This is a genomic window from Achromobacter sp. 1014246743, assembly GCF_059760725.1.
Genome location: NZ_JCBANA010000106.1, coordinates 1 through 16,855, shown reverse-complemented (window position 1 = coordinate 16,855; position 16,855 = coordinate 1). Strand labels below are relative to the sequence as shown.

The 16,855-nt window shown below is 61.1% G+C and carries 21 protein-coding genes and 1 pseudogene; 10 read left to right on the top strand and 12 right to left on the bottom strand.

Features of this window, described 5'->3' with window-relative positions; genetic code table 11:
* Positions 1-868 (bottom strand): annotated as a pseudogene (locus AC6LJ2_RS28620) (LPD7 domain-containing protein); the annotation flags it as partial.
* The gene (locus tag AC6LJ2_RS28615) at positions 858-1,220 is read right to left on the bottom strand and encodes a plasmid mobilization protein (RefSeq protein ID WP_498152671.1); all 363 of its coding nucleotides are present in this window, start codon (positions 1,218-1,220) and stop codon (positions 858-860) included. The pseudogene AC6LJ2_RS28620 and the gene AC6LJ2_RS28615, both read right to left, overlap by 11 nt.
* A 450-nt stretch (positions 1,221-1,670) precedes the next feature.
* On the opposite strand from AC6LJ2_RS28615, the gene AC6LJ2_RS28610 reads away from it, so the two are divergent.
* The 9 genes from AC6LJ2_RS28610 to AC6LJ2_RS28570 all read left to right on the top strand — a co-directional run bounded on the left by AC6LJ2_RS28610 (position 1,671) and on the right by AC6LJ2_RS28570 (position 8,197).
* Positions 1,671-2,069 (top strand): hypothetical protein, encoded by a 399-nt coding sequence (locus tag AC6LJ2_RS28610; protein ID WP_498152670.1) that lies wholly within the window; start codon positions 1,671-1,673, stop codon positions 2,067-2,069.
* Positions 2,070-2,078: 9 nt separating this feature from the next.
* A complete protein-coding gene (locus tag AC6LJ2_RS28605; RefSeq protein ID WP_262518603.1) occupies positions 2,079-2,807 on the top strand; it encodes a nucleotide-binding protein in 729 nt (242 codons plus the stop codon).
* Between the two features lie 2 nt (positions 2,808-2,809).
* Positions 2,810-3,262, top strand: a complete 453-nt coding sequence (gene traM / locus AC6LJ2_RS28600) for a conjugal transfer transcriptional regulator TraM (protein ID WP_262518604.1) — start codon at positions 2,810-2,812, stop codon at positions 3,260-3,262.
* A 9-nt stretch (positions 3,263-3,271) separates the two neighbouring features.
* Positions 3,272-4,879, top strand: a complete 1,608-nt coding sequence (locus AC6LJ2_RS28595; RefSeq protein ID WP_498152669.1) for a type IV secretion system DNA-binding domain-containing protein — start codon at positions 3,272-3,274, stop codon at positions 4,877-4,879.
* 460 nt (positions 4,880-5,339) lie between these two features.
* On the top strand, positions 5,340-6,065 hold the full coding sequence (virB5, locus tag AC6LJ2_RS28590; protein WP_498152668.1) for a P-type DNA transfer protein VirB5: 726 nt from the start codon (positions 5,340-5,342) through the stop codon (positions 6,063-6,065).
* An 11-nt stretch (positions 6,066-6,076) separates the two neighbouring features.
* On the top strand, positions 6,077-6,556 hold the full coding sequence (locus AC6LJ2_RS28585) for a hypothetical protein (protein ID WP_498152667.1): 480 nt from the start codon (positions 6,077-6,079) through the stop codon (positions 6,554-6,556).
* Positions 6,553-6,813: an EexN family lipoprotein gene (locus AC6LJ2_RS28580; RefSeq protein WP_498152666.1), complete on the top strand. Its 261-nt coding sequence runs from the start codon at positions 6,553-6,555 to the stop codon at positions 6,811-6,813. The genes AC6LJ2_RS28585 and AC6LJ2_RS28580 overlap by 4 nt, the downstream gene beginning before the upstream one ends.
* 1 nt (position 6,814) lies before the next feature.
* The gene (locus tag AC6LJ2_RS28575; RefSeq protein WP_498152665.1) at positions 6,815-7,891 is read left to right on the top strand and encodes a TrbL/VirB6 family protein; all 1,077 of its coding nucleotides are present in this window, start codon (positions 6,815-6,817) and stop codon (positions 7,889-7,891) included.
* A 3-nt stretch (positions 7,892-7,894) separates the two neighbouring features.
* A complete protein-coding gene (locus AC6LJ2_RS28570) occupies positions 7,895-8,197 on the top strand; it encodes a hypothetical protein (protein WP_498152664.1) in 303 nt (100 codons plus the stop codon).
* A 1,388-nt stretch (positions 8,198-9,585) separates the two neighbouring features.
* Here the strand turns inward: AC6LJ2_RS28570 and AC6LJ2_RS28565 are convergent.
* The 5 genes from AC6LJ2_RS28565 to relB form a co-directional block, all read right to left on the bottom strand.
* Positions 9,586-10,737 carry a replication initiator protein A gene (locus AC6LJ2_RS28565; RefSeq protein WP_498152663.1) on the bottom strand — a complete coding sequence of 384 codons (1,152 nt, stop codon included), beginning with the start codon at positions 10,735-10,737 and terminating at the stop codon, positions 9,586-9,588.
* Positions 10,738-10,778: 41 nt separating this feature from the next.
* Positions 10,779-11,036, bottom strand: coding sequence for a hypothetical protein (locus AC6LJ2_RS28560; protein ID WP_498152662.1), 258 nt, complete (start codon positions 11,034-11,036; stop codon positions 10,779-10,781).
* Positions 11,037-11,141: 105 nt separating this feature from the next.
* Positions 11,142-11,519, bottom strand: a complete 378-nt coding sequence (locus AC6LJ2_RS28555; RefSeq protein ID WP_498152661.1) for a hypothetical protein — start codon at positions 11,517-11,519, stop codon at positions 11,142-11,144.
* A 90-nt stretch (positions 11,520-11,609) separates the two neighbouring features.
* Positions 11,610-11,918 (bottom strand): type II toxin-antitoxin system RelE/ParE family toxin, encoded by a 309-nt coding sequence (locus AC6LJ2_RS28550; protein ID WP_498152660.1) that lies wholly within the window; start codon positions 11,916-11,918, stop codon positions 11,610-11,612.
* A 17-nt stretch (positions 11,919-11,935) separates the two neighbouring features.
* A complete protein-coding gene (gene relB / locus AC6LJ2_RS28545) occupies positions 11,936-12,400 on the bottom strand; it encodes a type II toxin-antitoxin system RelB family antitoxin (protein WP_498152659.1) in 465 nt (154 codons plus the stop codon).
* Between the two features lie 212 nt (positions 12,401-12,612).
* Here relB and AC6LJ2_RS28540 point away from each other — a divergent pair, with 212 nt between their 5' ends.
* The gene (locus AC6LJ2_RS28540; protein ID WP_498152658.1) at positions 12,613-13,191 is read left to right on the top strand and encodes a recombinase family protein; all 579 of its coding nucleotides are present in this window, start codon (positions 12,613-12,615) and stop codon (positions 13,189-13,191) included.
* A 24-nt stretch (positions 13,192-13,215) separates the two neighbouring features.
* Here the strand turns inward: AC6LJ2_RS28540 and AC6LJ2_RS28535 are convergent, their stop codons facing one another.
* From AC6LJ2_RS28535 to AC6LJ2_RS28515, 5 genes are all read right to left on the bottom strand, one after another.
* A complete protein-coding gene (locus AC6LJ2_RS28535) occupies positions 13,216-13,467 on the bottom strand; it encodes an antitoxin VbhA family protein (RefSeq protein WP_498152657.1) in 252 nt (83 codons plus the stop codon).
* A 12-nt stretch (positions 13,468-13,479) separates the two neighbouring features.
* The gene (locus AC6LJ2_RS28530) at positions 13,480-14,178 is read right to left on the bottom strand and encodes a hypothetical protein (protein ID WP_498152656.1); all 699 of its coding nucleotides are present in this window, start codon (positions 14,176-14,178) and stop codon (positions 13,480-13,482) included.
* Positions 14,179-14,194: 16 nt separating this feature from the next.
* Complete coding sequence (locus AC6LJ2_RS28525) at positions 14,195-14,410, bottom strand: plasmid partition protein ParG (RefSeq protein ID WP_014125926.1); 216 nt, start codon at positions 14,408-14,410, stop codon at positions 14,195-14,197.
* 12 nt (positions 14,411-14,422) lie between these two features.
* A complete protein-coding gene (gene parA, locus AC6LJ2_RS28520; RefSeq protein ID WP_498152655.1) occupies positions 14,423-15,052 on the bottom strand; it encodes a ParA family partition ATPase in 630 nt (209 codons plus the stop codon).
* Positions 15,053-15,211: 159 nt separating this feature from the next.
* On the bottom strand, positions 15,212-16,855 hold a 1,644-nt coding region (locus AC6LJ2_RS28515; RefSeq protein ID WP_498152654.1), incomplete at its 5' end, for an LPD7 domain-containing protein.

Below are 16,855 nucleotides of genomic sequence, written 5' to 3'. Positions count from 1 at the left end.
TAGGGCGGGGCGCTTGCGCGTCCTCGTATCCCTGGCGCAGCTCGCCGGCCAGCCGGCGGCGTTTCTCGTCGGCCGGCAGCTCGATAAATTCACGGCTGAAAACGTGGTCTTTTAGGTTGATGCCCTTGGCCGCGCCCTCGGGCTTCACGTTGAGATATTCGGCCGCTCTGCCGGCGTTGCGGGTCTTTGTCTCGCCGTACCGCGTGACGACGGCCCGGAACTGGTCGAAGTCGGTCACGCCCTGTTCGAGCACGTCGGACAAGATGCGCTCTTTCAAGTCGTGGTTCGCACCCTTGAAATAGTCGCCCTTGTATCTGGCGATCATCGCGCTTTCGTCGGTGAACTCCACGCGCCGGTTATCTTTCGGGCTGGCAAGCCCATATTTGGCGTTGATGTGTTCCTGAAAGGCTTCAAGGAATTTGGTCTGCTGATCGACCTTGCCGAACGGGTTTAGATTCCGCTGGCTCAATAGGTTGTGTTCGGGAATGACGATGTGAATATGCGGCTTGCGCTCGATGAACTCGCCCGTTTGCTGGTTGGTGTAGCTTTTCAACCTGGGCAAGTGCGCTTCGGCATAGAAGTTGTATTCGTCCGCCTCATATGCCGTCATGGCAAACTGCTGAAACTCGTCGGTGATCGCCTGTAGCTGCTCCCGGCTGATTTCATCCTCTTTGAAAGCCAGGGTGATATGCAAATACCGCTCGCCCTGCTTGTCCATGCTGTTGATGATGGCGTCGGTCAATTTCAGGTCGCCCGCCAATATCACGCGCTCGTCCAGCTCGGCGCGGTCGTAGTCGCGGCCGTCCTTCCGGCCTTCTTCCAGATATTCGCGGATTCCGGCCTCGCCGCCACGCACCCTAATCAGCATTTTCGACCGCCTCCCGCATCGCGTCGGCAATGGCCTGTAGCTCGGCCAGGATGCCGGCATAGGTCGCGGGCGTGGCCGTGCCGGCCAGCTCGGCCGCGTTCGCCGCGTGGGCGAGCTGGTTCATGTTGTTGCTGGTCTTGTTGAACAGGTACAGCAGCCGGCGCTTGTCGCTGCTCACGGGCACGCGGGCGACAACCTGGGTGCGGTTCTGCAAGACGCACTCGCGGAAGAACTCGGACGGCTTCAAGCCCGATGCCTCGACCTTCGCCAGATAGGCGACATGGTCGGCATCGGTAAGGCGGAAGCTCACGGGCCGGGTGAGCTTCTGGCCGTCTGCGGGCTTGCGGGGCATGGGCGGGCCTCCCTTCGTTTCCTGCTCTGGCGGCGGCCAGGGCAGGGCAGTTGCAGGCCGGCGCATACAGCGCCGGGCGGTCTGCCGGATGGTGACGAATCCCCGACCTGGTGGGCGGGGATCTGTCGCCAATCGGCGCGGCTCCCGAAGGGGCCGCCGGCAGGGTTTCCAAAGGGGGGCAACCCCTTTGGGCACGGGATATGTGTCAAAACGCGGAGCGTTTTGTAAACATATCCGACGTGCCTATCCTGCGCGAACCTATACTATAGCGCGGCATGGCCATTGCTTCAACACGCTCTATGCACTGCATATGCACTGCATTAGCACGCTTGACACTGCAAACACACTGCATAATAATTGCGCTCAAGCGGCAAAAGCCGTTTGACGCACTGCATATGCACTGCAAAAATAGCGTTTTCCGGCAACGGGACAACGCAAAGAGGTTGAAAGATGACGAAAACCAGTGTGGCCGACGTGCTGCGCGAGCTGGCAAAGGGCGACAAAAGCCGCTCTGAAACGGCCCGCCTGCGCGACGTGATAGACGAAGTGGAAGCCGCCCTAGCTGCTGGCGTAAGCCGGTCGGCGGTGCTGGAAGCCCTCCACGGCCAGGGCTTCACGATGACGCTAAAGAGCTTCGAGAGCGCCCTTTATCGCATCAGGAAACAGCGCGGGCATGGCACGGCAGGGACACCAGCCGCACCCGCTCCGGCCTCCCTTAGTCATGACGAAGAAATGGGCAAAACGCCGCAAGCGGCTCCGGCTGCTGGCAAGAAGGCCGGGGATTTTGAAATACCCGTCCCCAAGCGATTTACCCATAACCCCAAACCTGACGACGATCTTTTGAAATAAGGAACCATCATGCAGAACACCATTCATTTCATCCTGCAAGGCAAGGGCGGTATCGGTAAGTCGTTCATTGCCGTAATGCTCGCGCAATTCTTCAAATCGAAGGGGGCCGATCTGAAAGCCTTCGACACCGATCAGGAAAACACGACGTTTTCCCATTACAAGGCACTCGGCGCGCAGCATATCCCGGTGATGAATGAATCCCGCACCATCGACGCGAAGCGGTTCGATGCGCTCATGGAAAAGCTGCTGACTGAGGACGGTACTTTCGTCATCGACAACGGCGCTAACACCTTCTCGCCGTTGCTGGCGTACATGGTGGAAAACAACGTCATCAGCTTCCTGACTGAGAACGGGAAAAAGGTCTATCTGCATACCGTTGTCGGCGGCGGTGACACGCTCGCGGATACCGCGAACGGCTTCAATTCCATTGCCCAGGGCATCGAAGATGCGCCGGTCGTCCTCTGGCTCAATGAGCACTTCGGGCCGATGAAAACGGACGAAGGCAAGGACTTCACCGACACCAAGGCTTTCAAGGCGAATCAGGCCCGCTTGCATGGCGTCGTGACGCTGCAAGCCCGCAACCATCAGACCTACGGCGACGACATCAAGAAGATGAACACCAAGCGCCTGACGGTCGAGGAAATCATGCAGTCGGCCGACTTCGCGCTGATGGAAAAGCAGCGCATCCGCAACGTGGCTAAGGATGTTTTCGGCCAGCTTGAAAAAATCGAGTTCTGACTATGGATCGACGCAAATACATAGCGGAGCTGGTCGAAAAAACCGGCGTCCGCATAGATGAGGATGACCCGATTTTCGCCGTCGTGCTGCTGAACCGGGCCATCCTCCAAGATCAAAAAACCGAGCTGGAAGCCCTTGTCGGCCAACTGGTGAAAGCCGGCGGGGCCATCCGGGGCGAGGTTATCAAGCAGGTCGAGGAACGGTGTAACGCCACGCTGCGGGAATTGCAGGTTGAGGCGGTCAAGCTGAAAACCGATCTGCAACGCGAGCACGCGGGCTATCGGGAAGCCACGAAAGAGGCGCTGCGCCAGGAAGTCGGCGGCACCATCGCCAGCGCGGCCAGCGCCATGCGGGACGCGCGGCGCTCGATCATGGGGCCGGTCTGGATGGCCGCCATTGCCGGCGGCTTCGTTGGTGGCGTCGTCGTCGCCCTGGTCGCCTACCTGCTGCGATAGGGGGAACCGATGAAACCAGCTCTTGCCCTGACTCTCGTTATCTTGGCCACCTCGGCCTTCTTCCTGGCCCGCAACGTGTTCGGCACGTTCAAGGGCAAGAACCGGGGCGCGGTCGCCTGGGTGGTGTGGCTATGGCTCGGCCTGTGGGCTGCGGCCCTGGCCTATGGCATCGCCTCGGCCGTGCCGCGTTGGCTCGCCTCGGGCGAATCCTCGGCGCTCCTGGCGCTCGGCGTGGCCGTCGTCTCGGTTTTCTGCCAAACGCGCCTGTGGGGCCATTACATGGCACGCGCGAACTATGCCCCCCACGGCCAGGAAACCGTCGTGCGCGGCACGGAAGTTGTCGGCGGCGGCGATCTGCAAGCCCGCATGTACGGCGACAAGGCCAAGCCGGCCGACGTGGATATTGAAATCGGCGGTGTCGTCATCCCTCGGATGCTGGAAGCCCAACACATGCTTTTCAGCGGCACCACGGGCGCGGGCAAGACGCAGGCCATCAATCGGGTGCTGCGGGCCGTGCGCCAGCGCGGGCAGCGGGCTTTGATCGCTGACCCTGCCGGCGGCTTCTTCTCCCGCTTCGGCCGCCCTGGTGACGTGCTTTTCAACCCGTTTGATCGGCGCTCGGTCGATTGGTCGCCCTTCGCGGAAATCCGCCATGACTACGATTGCCAGCGCATCGCCAAGGCGGCCGTGCCGGATGGCACCGGCGAGGGCGCAGAGTGGCACCACTACGCGCAAACGCTCCTAGGTGAAACGCTGCTCGCCCTGCATCAGCGTGGGGAACACTCGGTAAAGCGGCTGCTCCACTACGTCAGCGCGGCCGACACGAAGGAACTAGGCGAGCTGCTGGCCGGCACGCCTGCGGCCATCCTGACGGCCAAGGGCAACGACAAGATGCTGAACAATACGCGCGGCATCATCGCTACCTATCTCGGCGTGTGGCGATACCTGCCCGACAATGGCCGTTTCTCCGTGCGTTCATGGGTGCAGGACGAAGGCGGCGACGGTTGGCTGTTCGTCACCTACCGCGACGATCAAATGGGCCTGCTGCGCGGGCTGGTCGCCTCGATCTTGGAACTTGGCATTGTCGAGGGCTTGAGCCTGTCAGAGAACCAAGAGCGCGGCCTGTGGTTCGTGTTCGATGAGGTCGATTCCTTGGGCAAGGTGTCAAGCCTGCGCGGCGGCCTGACGAAGCTACGCAAGTACGGCGGCCGGTGCGTCCTGGGCCTGCAAACGGTGTCGCAGCTCCGCGAAACCTACGGCCGCGACGAAGCGCAAACGCTCCTGGCGAACCTATCCACTAAGCTGATACTGCGGGCCGGCGACAACGAAACGGCCGAGTATTTCAGCAAGGAGCTTGGCGAACAGGACATTGACCGGCTGCAAATGACGACGGGCCAGGGCACCAGTTCGGGCGGCTTGTTGAACCCTGGGCACTCGTCGGAATCCAGCAATACCAACTTCAACATGCAGCGCGTCCGGCAGGCGGCCATCCTGTCGTCTGAAATCCTGAACCTGCCCGATCTGCACGGCTTTTTGAAGATTCCCGGCCAGCCGGTCGGCGCGGTGCAGGTCGAGTATCAGGCCATGCCCGAAATGCAGCCGGGCTTTCAGGCATGATGTTTATTTACTCATTCACTCATTTGCGCTATAGTTTCATTTGAGTGAATACGGTTGGTGACACGGTAGCGGACCAGGTGCGGGCACCGTGTCACCATTGGCTTATCCGCACCAAAGTACGAAAATTGAAATGCCATGACGCATAGTTTTGGCAATTGTCGATAACCCATAGTGAACGCTGCAACCACCCTAAGAACGCTTCGGCGTGCCGGGTGCCGGCCTGAAAAGAAGGGCCTGACGCGGGGAGATAGGCCGCGTGACTGCACATGAAGAGGATGTGATGACGGCCCCGGAAAAGCACGGGGATGACACTGCGGAAGAGGACGCAGCTTAGTGAGCGCCCCGTACATGGCCGGTAACGGGGATGCAGCGCCGGCCAGACAAACCGGAAAGCCGGTTCTGTGACGGGAACAGTTACCGTCCAGCGTTCGCCCTCAACCCTCTAAATGGAGTGGCGAACATGAAAAATTTCTCTGTCTCTCTCGTTCTAGCCGCCGGCATTGCTGTGTCGTCGGCCGCCTTCGCACAAATCCCGGTAACGGATGGCGCATCCATCGCTAAGAGCGTGGAAAACCAGATTGAAACGATGGCGAAGTGGAAATTGCAGTACGACCAGATGGTGAGCCAGATTGACCAGTTGAAGCAGCAATATTCGGCTGTGACTGGTTCGCGCGGCCTAGGCAACATCATGAATAACGCGGAGCTGCGGGACTACCTGCCGGGCGATTGGCAGGGCGTCTATGACTCTGTGAAATCGGGTGGCTATGCAGGTCTTAGCGGCCGGGCACAGTCCATCTATGAAGAAAACAAGGTCTATGACGCTTGCACCGGCTTCACTGATACGCAGCAGCGCACGCATTGCGAAGCGCAGGCGGTCAAAGGTGCCCAGGACAAGGCTTTCGCCCTCGATGCCTACGACAAGGCCAAGTCACGGCTGAACCAGATTGACCAGCTCATGGAGAAGATCAACGACACGCCCGACCCCAAGGCGATTGCCGAGCTGCAAGGCCGTATCGCGGGCGAACAGGCCATGATTCAGAACGAGCAAACCAAGCTCCAGATGTATCAGATGGTCGCGGCGGCTGAAGATCGGTTGCAGGAACAGCGGCAACGCGAACTCAACGCCAAGGTTCTGGCTAATCGTGAATACACGAAGCACCAGCCTTTCAACCTGCTGGAAAAGTGAGGGGACGCGCCATGATTTCCTATATTCACGCCCCTGTTCTGGCTGCTTGCTTCTTCACGCTCCTGTTCATGCGGCGGTGGTGGCTCTGCATTGATCGCATGGGCTTCTTGCGTGAAGTCGGCCGCCGTGCCCCTTCCCTTGTTCAAGGCGACATTCTGGCCGCAACCCTCGCCATCGTTCCGTTCCTGGTCGCGGCGGTAGATTGGTTCGGTATCACCCTGCCGCGCCAGTCGGCCCCGATTGCCCCCGGCATGGCCGCCTTCATCTCTATGGCCTGCCTAGGCGGCTGCGTGTTTGTGCTGCGCAATACCGGCGAACGATTCGCCGGCCATTGGGCAGGCACACGGGAAAGCGCCCTGCGCACGGTCGCGGCGCTGCGCATCATCGACGCGGCCGAACTGGCTCACGCCCTGGACGTTATGCAACAGCACGAAACCCAGCAATTCAACGGCCAAACTATCGACGCCGAAGCACGCGAGGTGCGGAAATGAAAAAGCTCTCTTTCGCCCTGGTCGTCGCGGCCGTCCTGGCCGGCTGCGGCGAGAACACGCCAGTTCAAACCGTTGATTGGTACAAGACACATGAGGCCGAGCGCACGGCCATGATTGCCAAGTGCAAGGCCAATCCCGGCGAACTCGACGCCTCCCCGAACTGCATCAATGCTGTTACGGCGGCAAACCATCTGACCGTTGAAAAGCGCGGCTACACGAAGCACGCCCCGATAAACGCGCTCGAAGGGGGAAAATAAAATGGCTATCGAATCGAATATTTTCGAGTGGATTGGCGAAAGCATCGACATGACCCTGAACACGTTCGTTCAGGTCACGTCGGGCAACGTTATTTCCATGTTCACCGATATCTTCATCTACGGTGGCACGCTGACGTTCGTAATGATGGGGTTCGCCATCATCTTCGGATATGTCGAAGCGCCGGCCTCAAATTTTATGAAGACTTGCGGGAAGTTCCTTGTCATAGGCGGCTTGGTGCTGAGTGCTCCCACTTACCTTTCATGGGTTGTCGAAGCTCTGCGCGGCCTGGAAACCGGCGTGGCTGATGCCTTCTCGGCATCGGGCAGCAGTACGCCGGCAACCTCGGTCTATCAGGTGCTTGATAAAGCGGTCACGGATGGCTTCAAGATCGGCGGCGACATGCTCGAAAAAATGGGCAAACGGCGATGGTATGAACTCGCCATGGCGCTTTATGACTTGCTGAACGCCCTCATCATCTATGTCGCCACGCTCGTAATCGCCATTCCTGCCGGTGCAATGGTCATCGTTTCCAAGATCATGCTTACCGTCATGCTCGGTATTGGCCCGTTCTTTATCGCCATGCTGATGTTCCCCGTCACCGCGAAATGGTTTGATAGCTGGTTTGGCCAAGTGATGACCTACATCATGCAAATCGCCTTGGTGACAACGGTTCTCGGCATGGGCATGAAGTTTTTCAGTGCACTTACGGCCAAAGTTTTGGCCGTCACCACTGACCATCCTATTGCCACAATGCTTGAAATCCTGATCGTCACGGGCGTCACCCTGTTCCTGCTGCAAAAGGCGTTTGAAGCGGGAGCGGCCTTGGCCGGTGGCGTATCCTCGGCCGGTATCACGCTGCGACAAGTCACCCAGGCGGCGGCCTCCCCCGTCACCCAGGTTATGAACCGTCAAAGTACGCGCCGCGATATGCAAAGCGGGATGATGGTCACAGGTGGCCGGCTTAATCATCTGGCGGCTGGTAACTCGATTTGGAACCCGGCCTATCGCCAGCACGTATTGCAGAACATGGGCAAAAGTTGGGGGCCGGCGCAAGGCGGCAACGTTAAGGGGGAGTGAGCCATGTTTACACTAATGGAACACGATGCCCTGTTACGCCTCATGAGGCTTTCCACGGGCTTTATTTCTGACAGTCGGCGGGTGGCCCATTGGCTGCAAGAGTGGGAACGGTCGGACAATCCTCGCGCCATCAAGGCGCAGATATCCGGCCTTTCCGACCACACCGCCAGGGACATGCAGGAAGTCGCCCAGGCGGCGAAGCGGACAGGGGCGAAGCCCTCCACGCTCGACCGCCTGGAATATGACTACAACATGGAAAACATCGCGCGGGCCTATCCGCTGCCGGTGATTGAGTACGAACGATGAAGAACAGGCTGTAAATCTTTCGATCGACACCACGGCCCCGCCTCGGCGGGGCTTTCTTTTTGGTGACGGTGGATCTTCCTCGATCGCGCCGGTTTGTCGCCAGTCGGAACACTCCGCGCTTCGCTTGGGCAACCCCTTCGGTTGCATCCCGCGTCCGATCTTGCCGGACTGGCTGCGGGGGCAGGCCCGGCGGCTTCGCCTTGTTCCTCCCCCTGGCCGATAGGCTGGATGGCTTCCAGGGGCATCAAGGGTGAAGGCTTCGCCCGGCATCCTCGCCCGGTCCCTGCGCTACGCTCCGGGCTGCGGCCTCCGGTGCCGCCCTTGACACCCCTTCCAGCCAAAACCCCCGCCAGAACGCACCAGACGGCCCGCTGTGCCGAGCGGATGACGGGTCAAGGGGTTGGTGCGGCCCGCAGCCCGTAGGGCGAGGACACGGCCCCTTGACGCGGCAGGAGCGACCCAACGCTATGCCCGGGGCAGGAGTGAAGGGCCAACGGCCCGTAGCCCCTGCTCCCGAGGCTCCCGCCGGCGAGGGTGGGGCGTCCAGAGGGGCAAAGCCCCTTTGGGCAAGGGCGAAGCCCGCCGCAGGCATCGTGTCATTGAAATCATTGGCTAATTTCAGGATTCAAGACAAATTCAGCGCGGTGGCCTCGATAAACGGCACAGAAAGCGCCGTAGGCGCTTTTTTGGGGCTTGGTAGGGGCAACAAACACCCATGCCCTGAAAAACGCTTCTAGAGCCTTTCCGCTTGCGCTGCCGGTTCCTGGCGGGGCGCGTAGCGCCCTGCCCTGCGCAGGCGGGCGAACTGCACCGCGCGGCCAAGGCCGCGCTTTGGTAAAGCGTTCTGGCCGGAGGCCAGCCATTTGACCGGAGGGGGAGCCGGCGAAGCCGGGGGAACCCCGTAGGGGTGCCCCGCCGAAGGCGCAGGCCGGCGCCGGAGGCGACGGGGCGGAGTGCGAAGCACGAAGGGTAGGCGCGCCCTACGGGCGCTACGACGGTTCGATGTGCGCGGAAGGTTGGTTATGCACAGGCCCCCGCGTTTTAAGAGATTTAATATGTTTTAAAAGATTTAGGGCAAAAAATGGCCGAAAAGTCGTTATAAATCAACTAGATGCAAATATGCCCGGTGGGTGATAGACGGGCTTGGGTGTGTGATAGACGGAAGCCGGTGGGTGATAGACGGAAACGGGTGTGTGATAGACGGGCTATCCACAGGCTAGACGCCCAAAACGGGTTGGCTCCGTCTATCACACACCAATGGTGACAATAACAACTGACCTGGTGGTGGTTCTGTCGCCAAATCTCCGTCTATCACACACCGGAAAAGGGGGGCTCCCCTGGTGGTGACGAAAGCCCGGCCCCGGTTGCGACGGGGTGCGCCTGAAAGATCACGGCTCAAGCAAACCGACATCGTCGTCCACGCTGTCACCCGGGGTCTCGTCTTCGTCCTCTGGTAACTCCGGCAGCTCATCGGGACGCGCTGCCCGATGTGTCATCACCAGCAGCGGGCCAGACTTTCCCGGTAGCTCGGCAAGGGTGTATTCCGGCAAGTCGTTGGACGTAATCAGCTTGCGCAGGATGCGGCAAAATTCTTTGAATGTGCCCACGCTACCGCTGCGCTCATAAATGAGCTTAAACGACCATCTGGCACGCTGTTCGCCTGCCCTAAGACGGGCAAGCCGATAGAGATAGCGGCCAATCCCCTTGTCGATCAAAAAATACTCGGGATGGACGGTTAAGACGGCGGGCGATTTCTCTTCCACGACTTGGCTATAAAGCCACTGCGGAACCTCAATTTCAACGCTCGTAATCCGCCCATTGTCGGCATAGGAGGTGGTTTTGTAGCTGTTAATCAGTCCTACCCCTTGGGCCGTGCGCAAGGGCCTTTTCCCTTTGGTTCGCGTCGTGGTGACGACTTCAACAAAGGTTGTGCTAAGTCGTTTCAGCGCCCCTTCGATTTCATCGTATTGTCTTGTGCCATCACCACGGCGGCAGAACTTGAGGATTTCCGACACATGCGGCCGAAAGATGCGGCTTGGCTTCTCGGCTCGGCCCTGCCTGTAAAGGTTCATGGCGTCGGTCAGATGTGAAATTGCCATCAACACAATGTCATAGTCCCAAACCGAAGCCATGCCGGCCTCGCCTGAAACCACCTCGACATAGCCATCGGGGCGTGTGTAGCGAATAGTTTCGTTAGGTCGTTTCTTGTCTTTGGACAGCCGGAAAACGGCCACGTCCATGATGCTACGGCTATCTTTCGTCGCCACGTCGTACAGGACAGGCACGAAAAAATCGGCCTGGGCGTCGCCTTCTGGTGGCTTGCGCATAGAGGGAGACGGGGCTGTTTTGGGTGTTCTAAGGGTAGGTGGTAAGTGTCGCTCCCGTTCTTCGCGGGCCTTTTCTTCCTCCCTTCTTGCATCTTCATCACGCAGACGCGCCGAAGTCTGTTCAAACGTTTCACCCGGCCGCGCTTCGGCCTCTACCCGCTTGCGGTGCTTCGCGTCGATGGCAGCTTTCAGGTGAGCCAAGGAATCGCCCAAGGTGTCGCCTATGGCGCGCGGGCCGTTGTGTGGCGTTCGGCTCATGCGCCCTCCCTGATATAGTTTTCGGCTTCCTCGGCGGTATCGAAGGGGACACCATCGGGATAGCTCCGCCCGTAGGGGCGGGCCATCCATCGGCCATCTGACAACGGGGAGACTTCGCCAAGAAAACGGCCTTCGTTCGTCTCAACGAGAAACATTTGAGGTTGCGTTGCTCGCTGCGCCGCCAGCTCACGCACGCGTAGCTTGGCGCATTCAAATGCTGTTTCTCGCCCTCCATTTTTGCTAAGATTGGTCATGGTCATTTGCCTGTTTTGGTAATGGTCAGCGGCCCTTTATGAGTTTCGCCACTCCGGGGCCGCACCCAGCCCGACACTGTTAGCGCGGTGTCGGGCTTTTCTTTTTCACATCGGCCCCGCCGCTTCGCGCCAGTTGGACGAATCCACGATGATTTCCGGGGAAAGGTGCGCCACGTCGGCCAGGGTGGTAAGCGCCTTCTCAAACGTGCGGAAACGTACCGGGCGACCCTCATAGGTGACGGCGTGCAACGTCCGCCCCTGGCGTGCGTAGAGTGTGAAACCCGCCTCATCGTCGGGGTACAAGACGGCCTGCACTGGTTCGGCATCCGGCGTGTCGCACGCTGCATTGAAACGGTCGAATGTCCACGGCCGCCCCTTCCTGGGCTTCGGCTCCAACTGGTCAAAGAAAGCGTCCACAAAAGCCCCTAGCTGGTCTTGCGGGATGCCCGCGTTATCAAAGTCCTGGTGTTGTTGCTGGTTCATCTTCGCCACTCCTAGAAATCCGGCGTTAGCGCGCCGGGGTTGGTACTGGTGACAAGTAGATCTCCTGTAGGGAGATCTGCTGTCACCACGTCACGGCGTTTGCTGTGCCGCGTGTTTCACTCGCAAAATCTCGACGGTGCGCGCTTCGTCCTGCACGCGGTAAAAAACAATGTAGTTCCGATGGGCGACCAGCTCGCGCACATAGGCCGGTAGGCCCGGCCGACCGGTGCGGCCAAGCTCTGGGTGCTGTGCAAGCGGCAAGGTCTTGTCGCGCAACTCCTGGCCGAAACTGCGCGCCCTGGTCGGGTTATCTTTGCCGATGTATCGAACAATAGCGCGCAAATCCTCGCGGGCTTTCGGTCGCCACTCGATGCGGTAAGGAGTCTTTTTCTTCGCCATAGATCAGCCGGCCGCGCTTAAGCGCGCTTCCTTCTGGCCGGCTTGTGCTCGGCCGTCAGGGCGGCAATGTCGGCATCCATCTCGGCCATAACCTCGTCGTGCGGAATGCTCGGCCGGGGGTCGTCGATGGCGTCCTGAATTTCAGCCGCAAGCCACTTGTTGTAAGCCGCCGACTGGTGAGCCTCACGCAGCGCAGCAGCACGGCCACGAATGCCGGCGGCCGGTTCCTTCTCCTCGGGCTTCCATTCGCTGGCGTCGAATTGCCCGATAGTGATGCCAATGTCGCGCAGCACGTTCAACGCGGCGGCCGGATTGCCAAAGCGGCGCGGCTCGGTGCTTCTGGCTTTCGCCAGGACCGCCCCGCCACCGCTGCGGGTGTCGATTTGGACGAGGAACGCCCCGCCCTTGCCTTTCAGTGTCACACCAGACACCCCGCCGGCATCACTGGCAGCGCGTAGCTGTTCAAGGGTCATGCTCTGCATGATTCGCTCCTTGTGGTTAATGTCATCAATAATGATTGTGCATGAAATATAGAAAACCTGCAAGCGTTTTGCCGTCCTAATAACGGTCGTTTTGCGGATTTCGCGGCGCTGCCCCGCCCGGCCCCGCTTTCGGCCCTGTTCTCTGTCCGTAATGGCGTCTATAAAACAAAGTCTATAAACTGGTGCTTTCATCGGGATAAACGGACGAAAACATGAAGATTGGCTATGCGCGAGTATCGACCGACGATCAGCGAATGGACTTGCAGCGGGACGCCCTGACGGCCGCCGGCTGCGAGAAGGTATTCACGGACACGGCCAGCGGCGCGAAGGCGGCACGGCCAGGGCTGGCCGAAGCCCTCGCCTTCGCCCGCAAGGGTGATGTGCTCGTCGTGTGGCGGCTCGACCGCCTGGGGCGCTCGCTGCCTGAACTGGTGAAGGTCGTGGGCGAGCTGGAAGCCGCCGGGGTCGGCTTTGAAAGCATCACGGAACGGATTGAAACCAGCTCGGCCGCCGGCCGTCTGGTGTTCCATGTGTTCGCGGCCCTGGCTGAATTTGAGCGGCGCTTGATCGTGGAACGCACGCAGGCCGGGCTTGAGGCGGCCAGGGCGCGCGGGCGCAAGGGTGGCCGCCCTGCCCTGCCGCCGGAAAAGGTCGCGGCGATTCAGGCGATGGCGGCCGGGAATCGGTCGGTGTCGGAGATATGTAAGGCGCTCAAGATCGGGCGCAGCACGCTTTACAAGTATGCGCCCGGGATGAAGGCCGCGCCGGCCACTGGTGACAAAGCGAGCTGACCAGGCGCGCGGGCCTGTCGCCAATCAGGTGCCCGACTTGTCGCTATGAAGGGCTGCTAGGCGGCGCAATTCAGCGGGTAGCGTGCGCTCGTTGAGAGGCCGAACAAACTCGGCAAGGTCAATTTCGCCGTCAACGAACCGGCGCATATGGGCAAGGTCATCATCGGATAGCGTGAAACCTTCCAGGCCCACGGAAGCGCGCGCATAGTCGCAAGCCTCTTGCCGGCGGCGGCGTTCCACATCTGTAATTTTTTGAGTAGGTGATTTTTCGCTCATTTACTCAATTCCTCAACGGCCGTAACCATAGCCGGTTTCGGCTTCATAGTTGCCCTGGTGGTCGCGGCTCACTTCCACGTCGTCGCCTACATCCATTTCCGTGCCGTCGATCTGCGGCACCATCACGCGGTCGCCGTCAGCCTCGATGACGAAGGCCCGGCCCTCGTCGTCGCGCTCGATCTGCTGCACCACTTCCCCCGAGAACGATTCATCACGCGCCAGGATTCGCGCCTCGTACTCGGCCGCCAGCTCCGGCGTGATGCCGGCATGGCTCAATTCCTCGGCGTGCTGCTGCTCCTGGGCGTGCTCGACGGCGGAATGCAGGCGCTCGCGTTCCCTGCTGACGCCCTGCCCTTCTGTCGCGGCCAGTTCCGCGCGCAGCTCGGCATTCTCCGCGCGCTCGGCCGCATACAGCCCGGCATAGTCCGGGCGGGTGTCGGCGGCCTCAATGCTGCTGCTCTCAATGCGCTCACGCACTACCTGCGCCGGCTGCACGTCGCCGGCAGGCCCGCCGGCTTCTCGCTCGCGGTCGTGGGAGCGGTCGGCCTGCTCGGCCTGGAAAACACGCTGCCGGCACTCGGCCAGCTCGCGGGCTAGTTCGACGCGTCGGGTCGGGTCGGTTTCGCGTTCCAGTTCCAGGGCCAACGCGCCGCACTGATCGCGTAGCCTGGGCAGCTCGTTACCGGTCTGCTCGTTTAAGTTTTCACTCATTCGCTCATTTACTCTATCACTCGGGAAGCTGCGCAACAAAGTCGGTCAGAACTTCCTTGACGCTCTTTCCCTGTTTGGTGGCATACACCTTGAGCTTGATGTGCTGGTCGCGGTCGAGGTCGAAATTAACCCGCACGGTCGCGCCCTTGTCGGCAAGGCTGGCGAGGGTTGCGGCCTTGTTGGTCTTGGCGCTCGGGCGGCCGGCGCTGAGGGTTGTTCCTTTAGTGCTCATTTCCTCAATTCCTCAAATGAGTTTTTGCTTAATTTCGTTCGCCAGGGCGCGAACCTCGGCCGCTGCGTCACCGTCCGGCTCGGCATCCATAACTGTGCTGCCAGCGGCAGCCGTGCCGGGGTAGCTCACTCGCTGCGTGATGCGAGATTCCAGAACGGGCAGGCCATAGCCATTCAATGCCTCGGTGACTTCCGCACCGATGCGGGTGCCCTTGATGGCACGCGACACGACGAAGGCAGCTTGTAGCTTGCCGTCCGTTAGCTCGATGCGCTGTTTGACCAAATCCACGAGGTCCGACGCTGCCCATATGTCGTAAGGGGACGGCTGAACGGGAATAAGTACGAACGTGGCGGCCTTGATAGCTGAAATAGCCAAGTCAGACGCTTGCGGTGCACCGTCGATCACGACGAACTCTTTGCGCGCGACGTTCTTCAAGTCGCGGTCAATGGTCGCCCGGTCGATGCCAACGACGGTTAGCGGCTGATCTTCCCGCACGGCTGCCCAATCGCGGGCGCTACCCTGGGGGTCTGAATCGACTAGCAGCACGTCGGCCCCTTCCAATTGCAGGGCGCGGGCTAGGTGGGTGGCAATGGTCGTTTTGCCTGACCCGCCTTTCTGGTTGAGTACGGCGATAACCTGCATGATGGCTCCCGAGTGAATGAACAAAAGCGCAATTACTCATTTGAGTATAGCGCCAAAGGCTAAGGGGAGTAAAGGCCGCATTTACTCATTCACTCATTTGTATATGGTGACACCGCGGCTGTGGCCAGGTCGCCGCGGTGTCACCAAAAGGGCAGGGCGCTACCGACTGCGGCCCGTGTCGCGCGGCCGGCGCTGCGGCTGTTCCTGGTCGCGTTCCTGTTCCGGCTTGGTGCTGCGCCCTCGGCCGCCCTGGTCGGGCTTGGCACGCTCGGCCTGCGCCATGTAGGCCCGACCGGCCTTGATCGCTTCCCGGCGCTGCTCGTACCGCTCCTGCAAGCCCTTATCGTTGAACTCGACGTAAAGGCCCTTATCGGCGGCAATGTCGGCCATCATGTTCTTGTATTCCTCGGCACCGCGTAGCCGGATGCTTGGCCCGAACTTCGCCAGGGCGAGGCGCAGGCCGGTTTCCAGCGTCTCGCGCTCGGTCTGGTCGAACTCAACAGCCGGCCCGGTATCGGTGAACATGGCCCGGCGCTGCTGGTCGTAGTAGGTCACATTGCCGTCTTGATCGACCTTGTACCCGGCCGGCGCGGTCGGCTTCATGATCGGCGCGGCCTCGGGGTGTCGGCCGTCCTTGTCCTCGATGCGCTCGCGCGTGGCCGGTTGCGGGGGTCTCATGCGCTGCCGGCGAAGCTCGGCCAGGGCGTCGGCATCGCCACGGCCGGCACGCTCGGCCAGATAGGCCCGGTACTGGTCGGCCGGCTTCATGCGATAGCGGGCTTTCAGCTCGGCGCGCTCGGCGTCGATCTGGTCACGCAAGGCTAGATCGCGTTTGACCTTCTCCATGCGGGCCAGGGATAGGGCGGCTTTCCGCTCGCTGGCCTTCATGGCGCGTTCGTTCTGGATGGCCCGGCGCTCGGCTTGGTACTGGCGGCGCAGCTCGGCGCGGCGCTCCTGCTCCCGCTGCTTCTGTGTCTGCCAATCCTGTTCCCGGCGCTCGCTCTGTTGCGGTTGCCATTCCCGGCGGTAGTCGGCCCAAAGGTCACGGCGAGGGGCCCTCCGGGCCGGCTGCTGCACTTCACGGCCCTGCTGCTCGGCGTAGGTGCGGCGCAAGATCGGCGCGGCCTCGCGCCAGGGCAAATGCAGCTCCTGGGTAAGAAAGTCGGTCACGTTCAGGTTTCGACGGCCGCACCGTATGCGGTCGCTGCCGTCCTTCGCCTTCGTCACCTCGTACTTGTCGGGCATCACGCCATGCGTGCGGCTGACGGTCGCCAGCAGGCGCGCGGCGTCCAGCTCGCGCTTGATCGTGTCGAACTCGGCCCGGCCGGCGTCCCGGCCGCGCGTGGCCGCTTCGTGCCGCTCGGCAATGCGCTGGCCGACGACGGTATCCGCCGGCCGGCCGTCGCGTTCCTGGGCAGGCGAGGGCAGGGGGGTCGGCTCCCTGGCTGGCTGCGCCCTGGTCGGGGCCGGCGGCTCGGGCTGTGGCTCGATCTCATGGGCGGCCCGGTGCTTGGCGTAGAAGCTGGCCGCGCGCTCGGCCAGCATGGCCCGGCGCTGCTCGGGGTCGGCATCACGATAGGCGGCGTATGCCTTGCGGCTCCCGCTGTTGAGATATTTCAGCTCGGCCGCTCTAACTTCGTGCCACTCCTTCAAACGGTCGGCAATGTCGGCCGGGGTAGGGCGGGGCGCTTGCGCGTCCTCGTATCCCTGGCGCAGCTCGCCGGCCAGCCGGCGGCGTTTCTCGTCGGCCGGCAGCTCGATAAATTCACGGCTGAAAACGTGGTCTTTTAGGTTGATGCCCTT

Coding starts and splice junctions, on each gene's coding strand:
- AC6LJ2_RS28615 (WP_498152671.1), bottom strand. CDS start 1,220: ATGCCCCGCAAGCCCGCAGACGGCCAGAAGCTCACCCGGCCCGTGAGC.
- AC6LJ2_RS28610 (WP_498152670.1), top strand. CDS start 1,671: ATGACGAAAACCAGTGTGGCCGACGTGCTGCGCGAGCTGGCAAAGGGC.
- AC6LJ2_RS28605 (WP_262518603.1), top strand. CDS start 2,079: ATGCAGAACACCATTCATTTCATCCTGCAAGGCAAGGGCGGTATCGGT.
- traM (WP_262518604.1), top strand. CDS start 2,810: ATGGATCGACGCAAATACATAGCGGAGCTGGTCGAAAAAACCGGCGTC.
- AC6LJ2_RS28595 (WP_498152669.1), top strand. CDS start 3,272: ATGAAACCAGCTCTTGCCCTGACTCTCGTTATCTTGGCCACCTCGGCC.
- virB5 (WP_498152668.1), top strand. CDS start 5,340: ATGAAAAATTTCTCTGTCTCTCTCGTTCTAGCCGCCGGCATTGCTGTG.
- AC6LJ2_RS28585 (WP_498152667.1), top strand. CDS start 6,077: ATGATTTCCTATATTCACGCCCCTGTTCTGGCTGCTTGCTTCTTCACG.
- AC6LJ2_RS28580 (WP_498152666.1), top strand. CDS start 6,553: ATGAAAAAGCTCTCTTTCGCCCTGGTCGTCGCGGCCGTCCTGGCCGGC.
- AC6LJ2_RS28575 (WP_498152665.1), top strand. CDS start 6,815: ATGGCTATCGAATCGAATATTTTCGAGTGGATTGGCGAAAGCATCGAC.
- AC6LJ2_RS28570 (WP_498152664.1), top strand. CDS start 7,895: ATGTTTACACTAATGGAACACGATGCCCTGTTACGCCTCATGAGGCTT.
- AC6LJ2_RS28560 (WP_498152662.1), bottom strand. CDS start 11,036: ATGACCAATCTTAGCAAAAATGGAGGGCGAGAAACAGCATTTGAATGC.
- AC6LJ2_RS28555 (WP_498152661.1), bottom strand. CDS start 11,519: ATGAACCAGCAACAACACCAGGACTTTGATAACGCGGGCATCCCGCAA.
- AC6LJ2_RS28550 (WP_498152660.1), bottom strand. CDS start 11,918: ATGGCGAAGAAAAAGACTCCTTACCGCATCGAGTGGCGACCGAAAGCC.
- relB (WP_498152659.1), bottom strand. CDS start 12,400: ATGCAGAGCATGACCCTTGAACAGCTACGCGCTGCCAGTGATGCCGGC.
- AC6LJ2_RS28540 (WP_498152658.1), top strand. CDS start 12,613: ATGAAGATTGGCTATGCGCGAGTATCGACCGACGATCAGCGAATGGAC.
- AC6LJ2_RS28535 (WP_498152657.1), bottom strand. CDS start 13,467: ATGAGCGAAAAATCACCTACTCAAAAAATTACAGATGTGGAACGCCGC.
- AC6LJ2_RS28530 (WP_498152656.1), bottom strand. CDS start 14,178: ATGAGTGAAAACTTAAACGAGCAGACCGGTAACGAGCTGCCCAGGCTA.
- AC6LJ2_RS28525 (WP_014125926.1), bottom strand. CDS start 14,410: ATGAGCACTAAAGGAACAACCCTCAGCGCCGGCCGCCCGAGCGCCAAG.
- parA (WP_498152655.1), bottom strand. CDS start 15,052: ATGCAGGTTATCGCCGTACTCAACCAGAAAGGCGGGTCAGGCAAAACG.